This is a genomic window from Anaerosphaera multitolerans, assembly GCF_004006535.1.
GTDB lineage: Bacteria > Bacillota > Clostridia > Tissierellales > Peptoniphilaceae > Anaerosphaera > Anaerosphaera multitolerans.
The window spans coordinates 37,233-53,275 of record NZ_RLIH01000003.1; the positions used below are offsets into that span (position 1 = coordinate 37,233).

The 16,043-nt window shown below is 30.4% G+C and carries 14 protein-coding genes; 1 reads left to right on the plus strand and 13 read right to left on the minus strand.

Annotation, left to right across the window (positions count from 1 at the left end; all coding sequences use genetic code 11):
* Positions 1 to 28: 28 nt before the first annotated feature.
* Positions 29 to 2,281 carry a sensor histidine kinase gene (locus EF514_RS02685; protein WP_127723582.1) on the minus strand — a complete coding sequence of 751 codons (2,253 nt, stop codon included), beginning with the start codon at positions 2,279 to 2,281 and terminating at the stop codon, positions 29 to 31.
* 1 nt (position 2,282) lies between these two features.
* On the minus strand, positions 2,283 to 2,987 hold the full coding sequence (locus EF514_RS02690) for a response regulator transcription factor (protein ID WP_127723584.1): 705 nt from the start codon (positions 2,985 to 2,987) through the stop codon (positions 2,283 to 2,285).
* A gap of 153 nt (positions 2,988 to 3,140) precedes the next feature.
* Here EF514_RS02690 and EF514_RS02695 point away from each other — a divergent pair, with 153 nt between their 5' ends.
* Positions 3,141 to 4,901 (plus strand): Rqc2 family fibronectin-binding protein, encoded by a 1,761-nt coding sequence (locus EF514_RS02695; RefSeq protein WP_127723586.1) that lies wholly within the window; start codon positions 3,141 to 3,143, stop codon positions 4,899 to 4,901.
* Between the two features lie 38 nt (positions 4,902 to 4,939).
* Here EF514_RS02695 and EF514_RS02700 read toward each other — a convergent pair whose 3' ends face one another.
* The 11 genes from EF514_RS02700 to EF514_RS02750 all read right to left on the minus strand — a co-directional run bounded on the left by EF514_RS02700 (position 4,940) and on the right by EF514_RS02750 (position 15,979).
* Complete coding sequence (locus EF514_RS02700) at positions 4,940 to 5,254, minus strand: YerC/YecD family TrpR-related protein (RefSeq protein ID WP_127723588.1); 315 nt, start codon at positions 5,252 to 5,254, stop codon at positions 4,940 to 4,942.
* A gap of 1 nt (position 5,255) precedes the next feature.
* Complete coding sequence (purE, locus tag EF514_RS02705) at positions 5,256 to 5,741, minus strand: 5-(carboxyamino)imidazole ribonucleotide mutase (protein WP_127723590.1); 486 nt, start codon at positions 5,739 to 5,741, stop codon at positions 5,256 to 5,258.
* A 179-nt stretch (positions 5,742 to 5,920) separates the two neighbouring features.
* On the minus strand, positions 5,921 to 6,868 hold the full coding sequence (locus EF514_RS02710) for a hydroxymethylglutaryl-CoA lyase (protein ID WP_127723592.1): 948 nt from the start codon (positions 6,866 to 6,868) through the stop codon (positions 5,921 to 5,923).
* Positions 6,869 to 7,711, minus strand: a complete 843-nt coding sequence (locus EF514_RS02715) for a sugar phosphate isomerase/epimerase family protein (RefSeq protein ID WP_127723594.1) — start codon at positions 7,709 to 7,711, stop codon at positions 6,869 to 6,871.
* Between the two features lie 14 nt (positions 7,712 to 7,725).
* Entirely contained in the window at positions 7,726 to 8,907 is a 1,182-nt protein-coding gene (locus EF514_RS02720; protein ID WP_127723596.1) for a Gfo/Idh/MocA family protein, read from the minus strand.
* A gap of 1 nt (position 8,908) precedes the next feature.
* Entirely contained in the window at positions 8,909 to 9,778 is an 870-nt protein-coding gene (gene aroE / locus EF514_RS02725; RefSeq protein ID WP_127723598.1) for a shikimate dehydrogenase, read from the minus strand.
* A 10-nt stretch (positions 9,779 to 9,788) separates the two neighbouring features.
* Positions 9,789 to 10,844, minus strand: coding sequence for a TRAP transporter substrate-binding protein (locus EF514_RS02730; RefSeq protein WP_127723600.1), 1,056 nt, complete (start codon positions 10,842 to 10,844; stop codon positions 9,789 to 9,791).
* Between the two features lie 2 nt (positions 10,845 to 10,846).
* A complete protein-coding gene (locus EF514_RS02735; protein ID WP_127723602.1) occupies positions 10,847 to 12,142 on the minus strand; it encodes a TRAP transporter large permease in 1,296 nt (431 codons plus the stop codon).
* A gap of 14 nt (positions 12,143 to 12,156) precedes the next feature.
* Positions 12,157 to 12,648, minus strand: a complete 492-nt coding sequence (locus EF514_RS02740) for a TRAP transporter small permease (protein ID WP_205666362.1) — start codon at positions 12,646 to 12,648, stop codon at positions 12,157 to 12,159.
* Between the two features lie 64 nt (positions 12,649 to 12,712).
* Positions 12,713 to 14,515 carry a thiamine pyrophosphate-binding protein gene (locus tag EF514_RS02745; protein WP_127723604.1) on the minus strand — a complete coding sequence of 601 codons (1,803 nt, stop codon included), beginning with the start codon at positions 14,513 to 14,515 and terminating at the stop codon, positions 12,713 to 12,715.
* 48 nt (positions 14,516 to 14,563) lie between these two features.
* Positions 14,564 to 15,979, minus strand: coding sequence for an aldehyde dehydrogenase family protein (locus tag EF514_RS02750; RefSeq protein WP_127723606.1), 1,416 nt, complete (start codon positions 15,977 to 15,979; stop codon positions 14,564 to 14,566).
* Between the last annotated feature and the right edge of the window lie 64 nt (positions 15,980 to 16,043).

The window sequence follows — 16,043 nt, forward strand, 5'->3', positions numbered from 1 at the left end:
TTAAATATAGCTATTAAATGCTTTGCTGTTATTCAAATTCAATTATGGTTTTAAATAGGTCACCATCAATTTCTATTTCAAAACTTCCTCCTTGAGCATCAACTAAAGAACTTGCAATAGATAAACCCAATCCCGATCCTTCAGTCTGTCTTGAACTATCACCTCTTGTAAATCTTTCCATTAGCTCATCAGCTGAAATATTTAAAGGATATTTTGATATATTCTTTATTACAAGAGTTGCTGCATCATTATTTTCTAAATCAATATAAACTCTAGTTCCTTCTAAAGTATACTTATAAATATTAGAGAATAAATTATCTAATATTCTTGATGTTTTATTTCCGTCTAGATTTAACACTACAGGGTTATCTGTAATATTCATATTAATATCCAGTCTCTTTTCTTCAAACTTATCAGACCACTCACCTACAATTTGATTTACCAGTTGTTTAAAATCAATATCTTCAAAATGTAGCTCTATATTCTTACTAGTTACTTTAGTTACTTCAAATAAATCTTCAATTAACTTTTTTAACTTTAAAGATTTTTCATGAATTATTTTTGCATATTCTTTTTGTTTTTCAAAATCACTTTCCTCATCTACTATTAACTCAGAATAATTAATAATTGATGTTAAAGGAGTTTTTAAATCATGAGAAACATTTGTAATAAGTTCAGTTTTTAGTCTTTCAGATTTAATGGCTTTTTCAACGGCTTCATTTAAATTATCTCCAATTACATTAAAGCTGTGAGCAATATCTTTAAAGGTTGTATTATCTTCATTTATCTTTACATCATAGTTTCCCTCTGAAATAATTTTTGATTTTTCACTTATATTAACTAAATCTAAGTAATACTTCTTAGCATAATTAAAAAGTGTAGTTATAAAAAATACCCATAAAATCCAAACTATGAAAGAAAGTCCCGGCCTTACTACTATACTACAGGCAAATATTCCAAATATTATTAAGCCGAAATATAATATTAAAATATTTTTTTTATTTAAGGCATCTAAATTGTCAAAAGTACTAAAAATTTTATCTTTTATCTTTACATATATGTTTTTAAAAAATCTAAATACCCATTTTACCGCTCTGATTGTAATAGAGTTATGAAATACAAAGGATTTTCCACCCTCATTATATATGGATTTAAGCCCATGTATTCCATAGTATACTGTAACACTTGTGAAGAATACCACTAAAAATTCAATTAGATATACAATATAGTTTTTTGAAGTAAACTCTTTTAAACTAACAGGATAATCAGTAAAAGGAACCATTATTCCAGCTAGGAATCCAAATAGTAATATTCCCAAAAGTACCATCACTATTTCTATAGGGAACTTTGAAATCCCTTTATAAAATCCTACATTTTTAGCCTTTTTATAATCTGTAATACTTGCAAAGACAGCTATCACGAATAAGGCTATCAAAACAGATGCTAGAGATGTAAAAAACATGGTCTCTTCATTATTTCTAGAATACATTTCATTTTCCAAATTTTTAAAAGCATTAGAACTTAAATCAACTGAAATATAAAAGTTTATTTTATGAGGTGAATAAGAAGGTGAATCATTATTAAAATCAGAAAAATATCTATCTACTGAAGTTCTTAAAGCATTAAAAACAATTCTTTCATTTTCATTTTTTAAATTTCCCTTATTTGTAGAGGTTAACGTTAATTTTCCATTTTCAAAATATCCCTTAAAGCCAATTTCATTTTTAGTGAAATCAATCTCTTGAGGATCAGTTCCATCAAAAGAATCCAGATTTGACTTTTTCTCCACTACATAGTTAGGTTTTTCAGTTATATCACTACTAAAGGTAAAGGAATCTCCCTCATAAAAATAATCTTCTTTTATTTCAGATAAATCATCTAAATCATTTATATTAAATCTGTCAACTATTTCATTAGTGAAATTATTTCTTACAACTACTATATCCGGATATTTCTCTTTAAACTCCTCTGTAAATTCATAATTTGTGGGTCCATAAGCCCTTAAATGATATTTTACTAACTCCTCATCACCTGAATATTGATCATATCCATTAAAAGTAAGATTTAATTTATTATAAAATGCATTAGAATAAAAATTTTCTCTACTATTATCGTCAATATTGTTCCAGCTGATATTACTATTGATTAAATAATTTCCCAAAATTGAAATAACACTTATAATTAGAATTAAAATCCAAATTTCTTTAGTACTATACCTAATTGAAAGCTTCTCTTTCTTTTCTTCACCACCAGTACTATAATTGTTAATATCTTCATTCATATTAATTCCTCCTTTTAGGGTTGACAAATTTATATCCTAAACCCCAAGCAACTTTTAAGTATATTGGCTTTTTAGGATCAAATTCTATTTTTTCCCTAATTCTTCTTATGTGAACTGTAACGGTTTTAGGCTCAATTGCAGGTTCATTCCAAACTTTTTCATAAATCTCATCAATTGAAAATACCCTATTTGGATTTTCCATTAGCAATTCTAAAATCTTATATTCAAGCGAAGTTAAAGATACTTTCTCGCCATCTACATATACGTTTTTTTCCAAGGTATTTAATTTAATACCTCCGATTTCAATGTAATCTGCAGTATCATTTGAATTTTGATATTGATAAAGTCGTCTTATATTAGAGTTTACTCTTGCCATTAATTCAAGAGGATTAAAAGGCTTGACTATATAGTCATCTGCACCTATATTTAAGCCTATTACCTTATCATAGTCTTCTGATTTAGCAGATAAAATAATGATAGGAACAAAACTTTTTTCTCTTAATTTTATAATAGCTTCTTCACCTGACATCTCAGGCATCATTAAGTCCATAATTACTAAATCGATTTTTTCATTTTGGAATTTCTCAATTGCATCTTTCCCATTTTCTGCATATACTACATCATAATTTGAATTAGTTAAATAAATCCCTATAGAATCTCTAATAGCTTTGTCATCCTCAGCTACAAGTATTTTGTATTTTTCCATGTCTTTCCTCCATATTTATAGTACCAAATATATTTTAAATAATTATTAGTAAAGATTTACAAATTTCTTAAATTATTATATCAAATCTTAATAGTTAATAATTAATTACTTTTTATACTATATGTTATAATTGTTAAGAAGTAGGTGAAAAATATGGCATATGATGGAACAGTACTAAAAGCTGTAATTGAAGAATTAAAAAACAATTTAATTAATTCCAAAGTAGAAAAAATATACCAACCCTCTAAAGAAGAATTAATTTTTAATTTTAGAGGTAATAAAGGAAGATATAAATTATTAATAAGTGCCGCTAGTAACAGTCCAAGAGTTTATTTTACAGATGTGTCCTATGAAAATCCGACAATACCTCCGGCATTCTGTATGTTACTTAGAAAACACTTGGAAAATTCAAGAGTTCTTGATATTAAACAGTATAAAATGGATAGGATATTTAAAATTGATTTTTTATCTAAAAGTGAATTGGGAGATTTAATAAATAAATCTCTGGTGGTTGAAATTATGGGAAAACATTCCAATATTATTTTAATTGAAACAGATACTAATAATATTTATGATTCTATTAAAAGAGTTAATTCTTTCACCAGTAGAATAAGAGAAATTTTACCTGGTCTAACCTACAGTGCTTCACTTATATCAACTAAGTATAATCCTCTTGATCCAGAAATTTTTGAAGAGGCAATTAATAATTTTGATAAAAATAAAACACTTAAAAATAACTTAATTAACACTTTTACCGGAATAAGTCCATTAATTTCTAGAGAAGTTACTTATAGAGCTAATTTAGATGATGATAGAATATTTTCCAGTTTAAATGATGAAGAATATATACTTTTTATTCAAGCGCTAAAATCACTTATTAATCAGTTAAAAAATAATGAGTTTAGTCCAATTCTTATTAAGTCTGATGCCAAGATTATAGAATTCTCTTCATTAGATTTACAAATGTTTCCGCAGGCAGAGAAAATATCCTATGATTCTATTTCAGCATTGTTAGATGATTATTATAGTCATAAAGAAAAATCTCAAGCTTTAAATGAAAAAAGTAATTCTTTAAAAAGGATAGTCAAAAATCATTTAGATAGAACAGTTAAAAAATTAGAAAAACAATCAGAAGAGTTAAATGAAGCAATAGATAGAGAAAAGTTTAAAATATATGGTGATTTAATATCATCTAATTCCTATAAAATTGAAAAAGGAATTAAATCCATTGAGCTTGAAAACTTTTATGACAATATGAAAATCATTTCTATCCCCTTAGATGAAAAGCTAAGTGCTCAACAAAACGCAAATAAATATTATAAAAAGTATTCTAAATTGAAAAATGCAGTAGGTATTTTAAATAATGAAATTGATGTAAATAAAAATAAAGTAAATTATTTAAATAGCGTTCTTTTAAATATTGAGTTATCAGATTCTATTTCGGACTTAGAAGATATCAGGGATGAATTAGTTGATATGGGTTATCTTAAAAAACAAGGTAGAAACAAAAGGCAAAAAAACAAAAAAGTGACTTTCTTAGAATATAATTCAAGTGAGGGTTATAAAATTTATGCAGGTAAAAACAATCGCCAAAATGAAGAATTAACTTTGAAATTTGCCCGGAAAAGTGATATGTGGTTTCATGTTAAAGATGCTCCCGGCTCACATGTTATTTTAAAAGAAGATGGAAGAGATTTTTCTATGAAATCAATTAAAGAAGCTGCTATTATTGCCGCTTTTAATAGTTCTTTAAAAAATTCCAACAATATTGAAGTCGACTATACATTAAAGAAAAATGTAAAAAGACATCCTGCAAAAATGCCGGGATTAGTTTCATATATTAACTATGAAACTATAGTTATAAGCGATAAAGATTTATTGAATCTACAAAGCAACAAGGAAGTAGTGAATTAATTTATTCTTACTTCCTTGTTAATTAATACTAATACTATTTAATTTTCTTCATCATCAGCAGTAAATTTAAGTCTTTCCAATACCAATTTATAACCATCAGCGCCATAATTCAAAGATCTATTAATTCTTGAAATAGTAGCAGTACTAGCCCCTGTCTCCTCTTCAATCTCATGGTAGGTCTTGTTCTTTATTAAAAGCTTTACAACTTGTAACCTTTGAGATATTGCTTGAATTTCTTTAACAGTACATATATCTTCAAAAAATCTATAGCAATCTTCAATTGTTTCCAAAGTTAAAATTGCCTCAAATAAATTATCAGTCTGTTCACTTTTAATTTTAGAGTCATGATTCATGTTATTCCTCCTTTAGTAATTCTTCATTCATTTTTTTGACATCTTCTTTTAATTTGTTTTTGTGTTCAACTAATTTAGCTCTAAGATTTTCATCGCTAACTGCAAGAATTTCAATTGCTAATAGTGCCGCGTTCTTACCTCCATCAATAGCTACAGATGCAACAGGAACACCGGAAGGCATTTGAACTGTAGATAATAATGCATCTAATCCATCTAAAGTAGAGGATTTTACTGGAACTCCTATTACGGGAAGAGTTGTGTTAGCAGCAATAACACCACCTAAATGAGCGGCTTTACCGGCTATTGATATAATTACTCCAACACCTCTTTCAATTGCTGTATTAGCAAACTCATAGGCTCTCTCTGGTGTTCTATGAGCTGAAATTACCTCTAATTCATAATCTATTCCAAATTTTTTTAATACAGATACTATCTCGTCACTTATTTTCTTGTCACTTATACTTCCCAATACAATTGATACTTTCATTAGAACCTCCAAATATTGTAAAAATCACAATTTTCAATTAATATATTAACAATGGATTGCTTTAAAGTCAAGAACTATGACTTTAAATTAAAATAAATATAAATATTTTTAAGTATTTATACTATTAAAAAACTCAAAGCTAATTATTTAACTTTGAGTTTCGATAAAAATCTTATAATTTATGAGCAAGTTTTAGTATAATTTTTCCCTTGCCCCTTAGGCAGATTCTTTACTAAATCTCCAGCTTTACCTGCTCGTAATATATAACTATCAGCCCTATGTCCGACTAATCCTTCAACTTTTTTCCCAATAGATATTACTTTGTCTAAATTGATTTCTGTTTTTAAATTCATTAAGTCAAATAAATGCAATACATCTTCAGAAGAAACATTACCTGCCGCACCCGGTACGAAAGGACATCCCCCAAGTCCTGCAAAAGCTGTATCAAAGTGATCAACTCCTCCTTCAATACCAGCTAAAATATTTGCAATAGCAAGCCCTCTTGTATTGTGGAAATGCAATATCCATTTAACATTAGGAAATTTTTCTTTAAAATGTTTACTAAACTTAAAAACTTGATCAGGGTATGCAACACCTGCTGCATCTGATAACGATATTTCCTTTATTCCCACACTTAAATAAGCTTCAACAATTTCTTCAACATCTTGAATAGGTATTTCACTATCCCAAGGAGAACCAAAAGGCATGGAAATAGAACCGGAAATTCCAATATCATGTTTAACAGCAAGTTTTACACAATTTTCAAATCCTTTTACACTTTCTTCTGGAGTCATATTTAAATTAGCAAGATTGTGCGGCTTACTAGCCGAAACATTTAGTTTCACCTTTTTACAACCACAGTTAATTGCTCTCTCTACACCTTTTAAATTTGCAATTAAAGCACGGTATTCAACATCAGGTTTTAATTTTGCTTTTTTAAAAATTTCATCCGTATCGGACATTTGAGGTACCGCTTTAGGACTTACAAATGAACCTACCTCAATTATACTGTAACCTGCTTCTGTAATATCATTTAATAAATCTACTTTTTCATCAGTTGTCAATAAAGAACACTCATTTTGTAAACCATCTCTAAGGCCAACTTCACAAATAGTTATTTTTTTCATTTAGGCCTCCTTCGGGTAACTATACCTACCATGAACATACTTCTCACAATAATTTTTTGCTGAAATTAAACACTGTTTTGCATGTTCTTCATAACCAACTAGAGAAACTTTTTTTAAATTAGGCAATTCTATTGAATAAGGTACTATTGGCATATTGTTTAAAATATCTTTAATATCTATTCCTCCCTCACCTAAATATAATCTTTCTTCTCTTAAAATTCTAGTCATCTCATCTTTTTCTTTCGGTATTAATTTTGATGCATCACAAATATGTGCGAAATTAAAATATTTTTCAGGTATCTCCATTAATCTTTTAGGATTATCCTTTGCTCTATGAACATGATGTGTATCTATCATAATACCTGCATTATCAAAGTCAGTATTTTTAATTACCTCTAAAGTATCGTCTAAGTTTTTTACTCCAGCTATTGGTACATACTCCAAATCAACAGTTAAATTATATTGACTAGCTAATTCACATAGCTCATTAAATTTTTCAATATAATAACCTTTATTTTCGGTCCAAATACTGCTGAGTATATGTTTAGCACCTACATCAACTGCTGTTTCCATAGCATCTTCATATTCTTTTATTTCCACCCCATCAAAAATTCTAGCCAACTCTATATCTAATACTTTTAAACCAGTATTTTTTAAATAAGACCTTAATTCATTTTTCATTTTTTTATCTTTTTTTAAATCATATCTTATTTCATTATTTAAACCCATATAAATTTGTCTTAAACTAACATAGTTATATCCACAATTATGCGCTATTTTGGCTATTTCAATAGGTGATGAATTTAACACTGTCAATTGAGCTAATGAAAATTCAAAATCCAAAACTATCACCTTTTCTATAAATATATTCGTTTTCCACTTTCAGCCGAAAAGTAAGCAGCATAGATAATTCTAATAGTATCATATGCAATATCAAAATTAGATATTGGTTCTCTGTTATCTACTACAGACATAACAAAATCTTCTAATTCTCCAGTATACCCTCTCATAATCTCATCAGCAATAAAAGCTTTATTCCATCCAACAGCAGTAGGTAACATCTCAGAAAATTTTATACCTTCCATACCGTCATCATCTAACATATAACAATTTAAAGCATCTATAGGAGTTAAATTACAGTTCATTGCAAGATTATTACCGTATATTTCAACATAATTTTTTGTTCCTCCCAAGACTGTATCAGAGGCTATTATTATAGCCTTGCTGCCATTTGAATAAGTAATAGTGATATTTGAAAAGTCCTCCACATCTTCTATATTTACCGTATGGTATTTCAATTCTTTTTCAGAAATATTTTTGGTTATTGAACCAACATCTGCTATTACACTTTCAACTTCAATCCTATCTTCACTATAAGAATTCTCAACCTTCTTTAAATAGACTATGCCACCTAGAGGATGACAACCTAATCTAATAAGTGATCCTCCTCCGGTGCCACTCCATTGTCCTGCTAATGAAGAACTAGATCCTTTCAAACTCTCTTCACCTTTTAAAAACAGTAGCCTCGTCTTCTTAGATTTCATTATTTCCGCTGCTTTTAAAATGTTTGGAGCATATACAAAATTTTCTGCATACATAAGAAATTTTTCACTATTTTCCAATTCAGTTTTAATTTTATCTAAAGATTTTAAAACTGAATTATACATATGCTCCTTACTAACATTTAAACCTATTGGCACTTTATCTCCACTCTCACCAAAATATCCTATGAGCGGTTTCTCACATATAACGTGCTTATTTGCACGAAGCCCTTCTATAATCATTTCTTCATGTAACATTGGCGGAGTACAAATATCCAAAATATCTACTTCTTTATCATTTAAAATATCTTTGTAATTAGTGGTGATATTTTCAATATTATAAGTTCTTGCTTTTGCAGTAGCTAATTCCTCGTCAATATCAGAAATATATTTAATTCTAATATTTGCTCCGCTTACTTTCTTATAAGCTTCGCAATGAAGAGTAGATCCATATCCGGCACCTACGATACCAACTACAACAGTTTTTTTATTATTCATTTTAAGACTCCTCAAACAACTCTTTTCTTACATAATCTTGCGGCATATCTACACCAAGCCATATTTTAAAAGCCAAGGCTCCTTGCCAAATCATCATATTAATTCCATTGCAAGTTCTACATCCTGCTTCCTTTGCATATTTCATTAACTTAGTCTCTCTTGGATCATATACAATGTCATAAACAAAAATATCTCTACTTGGTATAACTCCCGGGCCGGAAATAGCACACATTTCTTCTCTTCCTTTCATTCCCAAAGGAGTAGCATTTATCAGTAAAACAGAATCCTTAAGTTCCTCAGTTAAAGCTTCTTCGTCTCCTATCAATTTTACTTTACAGGTCTTAATATTATCCTCAATAGTTTTTTTTACTTCGCTAGCTAATTTCTCATCTAGTTCTTTAATTATCAATTCACTAACACCCTCATAAGCTAACTGAATTGCAATTGCACGCCCGGCTCCTCCCACTCCTATTAATACTACTTTTTTATTTTTATAATCAATGTTTTGCTCTTCTATTGAAGCAATAAATCCTGCTCCGTCAGTATTATATCCCGTAATTTCTTTCGTATTTGGATCGATTTTCACTGTATTTACAGAACCGATTATCTCAGCATCCTCAGAAATATGATCAAGATACTTTAATACCTCTTGTTTATTCGGAAAAGTAATATTAGATCCAAGGGCATTAAATGTTTTTAAAGCATCTATTCCCTTTTCTAAATCTTCTTTTCCCAATTCAAAACACAAATATACATAGTCTAAATTAAGTTTTTCAAATGCAGAGTTATGCATATGTGGTGATCTGCTATGCTTTAATGGATTTCCCAGTAAACCTATTAAACCTGTTGTTCCTTGAATTCTATTTGTCATACTCATCACCTCAATTAAGCCCTAGTTCTACTTCTGCTTTATATATTTCATCTCTTAACAAATCTACTAATTCTTTTCCAATCTGCTTCTCTAAATTCAGCCAAACAGATTCACTTCTTTCTTTCATAGTATTGAATAGTTCTTCGTTGTATTCAAGAATTTCAGTTCCACTTTGCTCAACTATTTCTATTCTGCCGGCTGAACGTTCATCTGTTTGTTGTCTTGCAAGAACTTTAGCCTCATCAGCTGCTTCATAAACATTTTTTTGCAATTCTTCTGGCAAATCATCAATAACATTTGGAGAACCTATTAGTGTAAGAGTATGAAGAATATGATTCGTTTTGATTACATAATCTTGTTGCTCATATACCTTACTGGCTACAATTGTTTCAATTGGATTTTCCTGTGCATCAATAGAACCCTGTTGTAGACCTATATAAACTTCAGACCAAGCCATTGGAGTGGGATTTGCACCTACAGACTTCCAAAAAGCTATATGGTTTGGATTTTCCATAGTTCTTATTTTAATACCATTTAAATTATCAATATTTTCAATTCGTTTATTTGAGGTCATAACCCTAAATCCTTGATCTGCAATACCTAAAAGTCTTAATTTTTTCGGTTCATAATACTCTTTTAATTTCTCTGTTAATGATCCATCAAGTACTTTCCTAGCAACATCTAAATTTTTAAATGCCATTGGCGCATCAAATATTGCAGCCTCTGGTACAAAAGTTACTTGAGGTGCGGAAGTTTGTACTACAAAAGTAATATTTCCGTTTTGTACTGCTTCCGCTATTTCTCCATCTCCTCCTAATTGAGAATTCGGATATCTATTTACTATAATTCTTCCATTTGATTTTTCTTCTAAAATGTCAGCAAAAGTATTCATAAAAATTCCTGTAACAGTATCTTCTTGACTGTCACAAGCAATATATAGTTCATATACTTCTCTTTCGCCTGTTTCTTTTCTTCTTTCTTCACTACTTAAACATCCGGTTAATGAGGTTAACATAAAAGATAGTGCTAATATAAAAGATAATTTTTTAATATTCATTTTTTTCATAATTAACCTCCTATTAAAATTAAGCTAATTTGTGGAATAAAAGTTATTAACAGTAAAGCAACTATAAATGCAATAATAAATGGTATTGCTTTTTTTACTATATCCTCTATTTTTACATCACTTATTGAACTTGCAACAAATAGATTCACTCCAAGTGGCGGAGTAACAAAACCAATTGCTAAGTTTACAACCATCATTACTCCAAAATGAATTGGATTCATTCCATATTCTATTACCATAGGGAGTAATATAGGTGTTAAAACTAGTATTGCAGGCGTTGTATCCATAAACATACCAACTAATAAAAGAATTATATTTAACAATAATAAAAGGGCTATCTTACTGCTTACTGCTCCAGTAACAACACTGGCAATTAGCTCAGGTGCTTTCATATAGGTTAAAACTCTGGCAAATCCGGTAGCGGCAGCTATAATAAATAATATAGTTGAATATGTTCCTGCACTGTCTTTTAAAATTGGAAAAATATCTTTAACCTTTATTGTTTTATATATAAATATTGATATTATTAAAGAATAAAACACTGAAATAACAGCAGCTTCTGTTGGAGATGCAATACCGCTATATATACTTCCCAATATTATTACAGGTGACAATAAAGCCCAAAAACTATTTAAAAATAACTTCCCAAAACCAATGCTTTTCAGATCAGCTTCATAAGCTTGAAGTTTTACTTTATCTTCGCCATTCTTCTTGCAATAATAGTAGGCGTAAGCCATTAAACAAAATCCAATTAACAAACCCGGAACAACTCCGGCTATAAATATATCAGCAACAGATACCCCTGCACTTTGTCCGTAAAAAATAAATGGGATACTTGGCGGAATTATAACACCTAAACCACCGGCTACCGCAACTAAGGCTGTTGAAAATACTTTATCATATCCAAATTTAACAAGTATTGGAATAGTCATAGCTCCTACAGCTGCAGTAGTGGCAGGACCTGAACCTGATATAGCTCCATAAAACAAACAAGTAACAACGGTAGCTATTGGAAGTCCAGCTGTTTTATTAGCTATGAAATAAGAAAAGAAATTAAACAACTTTTCACTTATTTTCCCTTCTGCCATTATATTTCCCGATAAAATAAACATAGGTACTGCCAATATAGGAAAACTGTTTACTCCGCCAATCATAGCTCTAATTATGTATTGAGGATCAGCAGCAAACCAAGGATCTATAAGATTTGGCAATATTCCCATTCCTGCCAAAATCATTCCTATAGGAATTCCAAATACGAGTAAAATCATAAATACTATAAATAAGCTTGCAATAGTCATAATACTTCCTCCTCTTATAGTCCATGTTTTTGTTCAACTTTTTTATGTCCTGATAAAACTTCATAAAAATTTTGAACAATTCTTATTAGCGATAATATTGATCCCACAAGTACTGATAGTTGTACTGTCCACATAGGAACTCCCATTGCAGCACTAGTCTGCCCACTTAAATACGTTTGTCTAACTACATCAAAGGAAAATATTGCTAATATTAAGAATAATGCAAACATAATAATCTTGTCGAAATACAATAAAAACTTTTGAATTTTAATCGGCATCATATTTCTAAATTGATCTACTTTAATTGAGGTGCCTTTTTTTATACAATATGGAACTCCCATAAATGCTGACCAAACAAATAAATATCTCACTAACTCTTCAGACCAACTTAATGAATTATTAAATATGTATCTTGAAATGATTTGAATACCTAAAATTACTGTCATAAATATTAAAAGTACTACTAAGATAAATTCCTCTATATGCTCATCTAGCCATTTAATCATAAATGTACCTCCTTTGTAATCCCATATGAGGAGATTTTATCCTCATATGGATTTTAATTTAATGTTAATTAGTACTTACATGGTCAGATCTTTCTGCCTTTCCGGATATTAATACACCATCCTTTACATTCTCCTTAGGCGTATAAATATCATTAATGTTCCAAATACCCTCAGTCGGAACAGGGATATTTTCCATTGGAACATCAATTAAATATGGCTCATCACTATTTAAAGCTTCCTCAAAAGCTTCTTTAAATTCTTCAGCAGAACTTACTTTCTTCCCCTTAATTCCATAAGCTTTGGCAACATCTGCCCATTCAGGATTATATGGATGTCCGTCTATTTTAAATACTGTTCCGAAATTATGTTTATAATGAGCTCCTTCCAGTCCAGCTATAGTTCCAAATGCATAATTATTCATAACTACCCACACAACAGGTATATTGTATTCTTTAGCTGTGGCAAGAACTGACGGATTTGTTCCAAAACCTCCGTCACCGATTAAAGTAATTACTTTTTTATCCGGTTTAGCAAGTTTAACACCTAAAATAGCTGCAGATCCAAATCCCATAGTGGCAAGGCCACCAGGATGTATAATTGTTCCCGGTTCTGTTATATCAAATTGCTGACCCACTCCATTTTTATTCCAACCTACATCGGTACAAATCACTGCATCTTCAGGTAAAACTTCTCTAACATCTTTTAAAATTCTTTGAGGCGTCATTGGAAATCTATTATCATTTTCAATAGATTCATTGGATTTTTTAAAAGATCTTTTATAAAGTTTTATTTCTTCAATTAATTCAGGTCTTTTTATTCCTTCAGGTTTTAATTCTTTAGCTGCCTTTAATATGGCGATTAATGCCACCTTTAAGTCTGCAATAGCACCTATTTCTACAGGATAGTTTCTTCCTATCTCAGCAGGATCGATATCTATTTGAATAAATTTTGTCTTATCCTCATTAAAGGTAACCCCTTTATACCAAGAACTTGAATCAGCTTCTGCAAATCTAGTTCCTAAGCCCAGTATTACATCTGCATTTGAAGTTTTCTCATTAATAAAATTAGTTCCCCAAAATCCGGTCATTCCCAGCATTAAAGGATGTTTGTCAGATAATGCTCCTTGACCCATTAAAGTTCTTGAAACAGGTATGTTTAAAAAATTCACCAAATCTTCCAGTTCTTTGGAAGCATTTGCTAATACTATACCTCCACCAACATGTATTATTGGTCTTTTAGCCTCAATAAGTGTTTTTGCTATTTCTTTTGCAGTATTTTCTTCTAAACTCGGCTTAATTATATTTACACTACCTTTGTATATTCTTTCAAAAAATCTTGTATCTATTTTTCTTGAAAACATATCCATAGGAACAGAGATTAAAACCGGTCCTGGTCTTCCAGACTCTGCTAACCTAAAAGCTCTATCTAAAATTTCCGGAAATAACTCAGGTGTATCAACTCTAAAAGCTCTCTTTACAAAAGGTTTATAAATTTCATATTGAGATCCATCTGCGTGCATATTAATCTCTTGATGTGGATGCTTTCCATAATAATAACTTGGAACATCCCCGGCAATAACAACCATTGGAATAGAGTCCAGTGAAGCATTAGCAACACCTGTAGTAGCGTTAGTTAGTCCAGGTCCTAAGTGACATAAAACTACACTTGCCTTACCTGTGGCTCTTGCATATCCATCTGCTGCAGTAGAAGCTATTTGCTCATGTCGTACAGAAATATATTTAAGTTGTTCACTTTTTTCCAATGCATCTAACATCTCTATAACTGTATGACCACATAGACCAAAAACGTATTTCGTATCTCTCTTTTCTAAATAATCTACTAATTGTTCAGAAATTATCTTATTCATTTTAACCTCCCATTTATGTAGATTATAGTAATTAACTATAATCTTTAATTAATTTTCAGCCAATTCTGGATCATAAAAATCACCAAATAATTCTTTATCAGAAGGCATATCTCTCTCTATTGGAACTGAAACCCAAGTGGTATTCATATAATGTTTTAAAGCTATATTCTCAGATACAATATTGCCACCCCAAGTGCCGCATCCCATTGACGATGTCATAGGCATACCATTTGTTGCTGAACCGGAATTCGCTTTGGATTGAGGCTGTCTAACCATAATTCTGCTAACTGGAGCAGCCATAGCCAATCTGTTTATATGATCTTCATCATAAGAAAAAATTCCACAAGAATGACCTTTTCCACCAACTTCATATATAGCTCTCATTTTATCTAAAGCATTTTCAAATTCTCCTGAATATTTAAAAGTAGCTAGTAACGTAGTAAGCTTTTCACTTGAAAACGGATAATCTTTACCAATATTTTCTTCTTCAACAAATATAAATTTTCTATCTTCAGGAATTTTAAATCCCGCAATTTCAGCTAACTTTTGTGGTGAAATTGCTACTGTATCAGGTTTTCTATGCCCTTCATCATCCCACATAGCTTTTCTTAACATTTCTTTTTCTTCAGCATTTGCTCTATAGCCACCTTCTTTTTCAAGACAATTTAATGTTTCATCATAAATTTCATCATAAATTACTAAATTTCCGTCTGCAGAACATCCACTTCCAAAATCAGATGTTTTACTTAACATAGTATTATGAGCAGCTTCTTCAGGATCAGCAGTATTATCAAATATCATAGTTGCATTTCCCGCTCCAGATCCATATGCAGGTGTTCCGGAACTATATGCGGCTTTAACCATAGGTCTTCCGCCAGTTGCTATTACCAGATCAGCTCTTTTCATTAATTCATCCGTCATTGCTACACTAGGATTAGTTACACATTGCAATATATCCTCTGGTGCACCTTCTTTTCTTAATGCTTCCCTCATTATTTCAACACCTTTAAAAGTAGTGTTCTTGGCTCTAGGATGTGGTGAAAATATTAAAACGTCTCTTGCTTTTATTCCATATATAGCCTGTCCTGCAGGTGTAAGCACAGGATTAGTTGTAGGTACAAGTGAAGCTATAATTCCTACAGGTTTAGCATATTTTTTAATTCCTTTTTCCGGAATTTCTTCTATACATCCAACACTTTTTCCTCTTAATGCATCTCTCAATACTCCCCTTACTTTAAACCTTTTGTTTAAACGTGATTCCGGATCCCCTAAACCACTTTCCTCAATAGCCATATCCGCAAGTTCTTTAACAGTTTTTTTATTTCCAATTGCCCAACCGACAGCTTGAATTAATCTGTCAACCTTTTCCTGATCATAAGTCTCAATAATTTTTCTTGCTTTTTCCGCCTTTTCGAATAATTCATCTAATTCCTTAATTTGTTCATCTGTAATATCTTTTGCCATTACATTTTCATCCTTTCAAATAATAGTGTTAATAATTCCGACAATATTCTTCTTTCTATAAAAA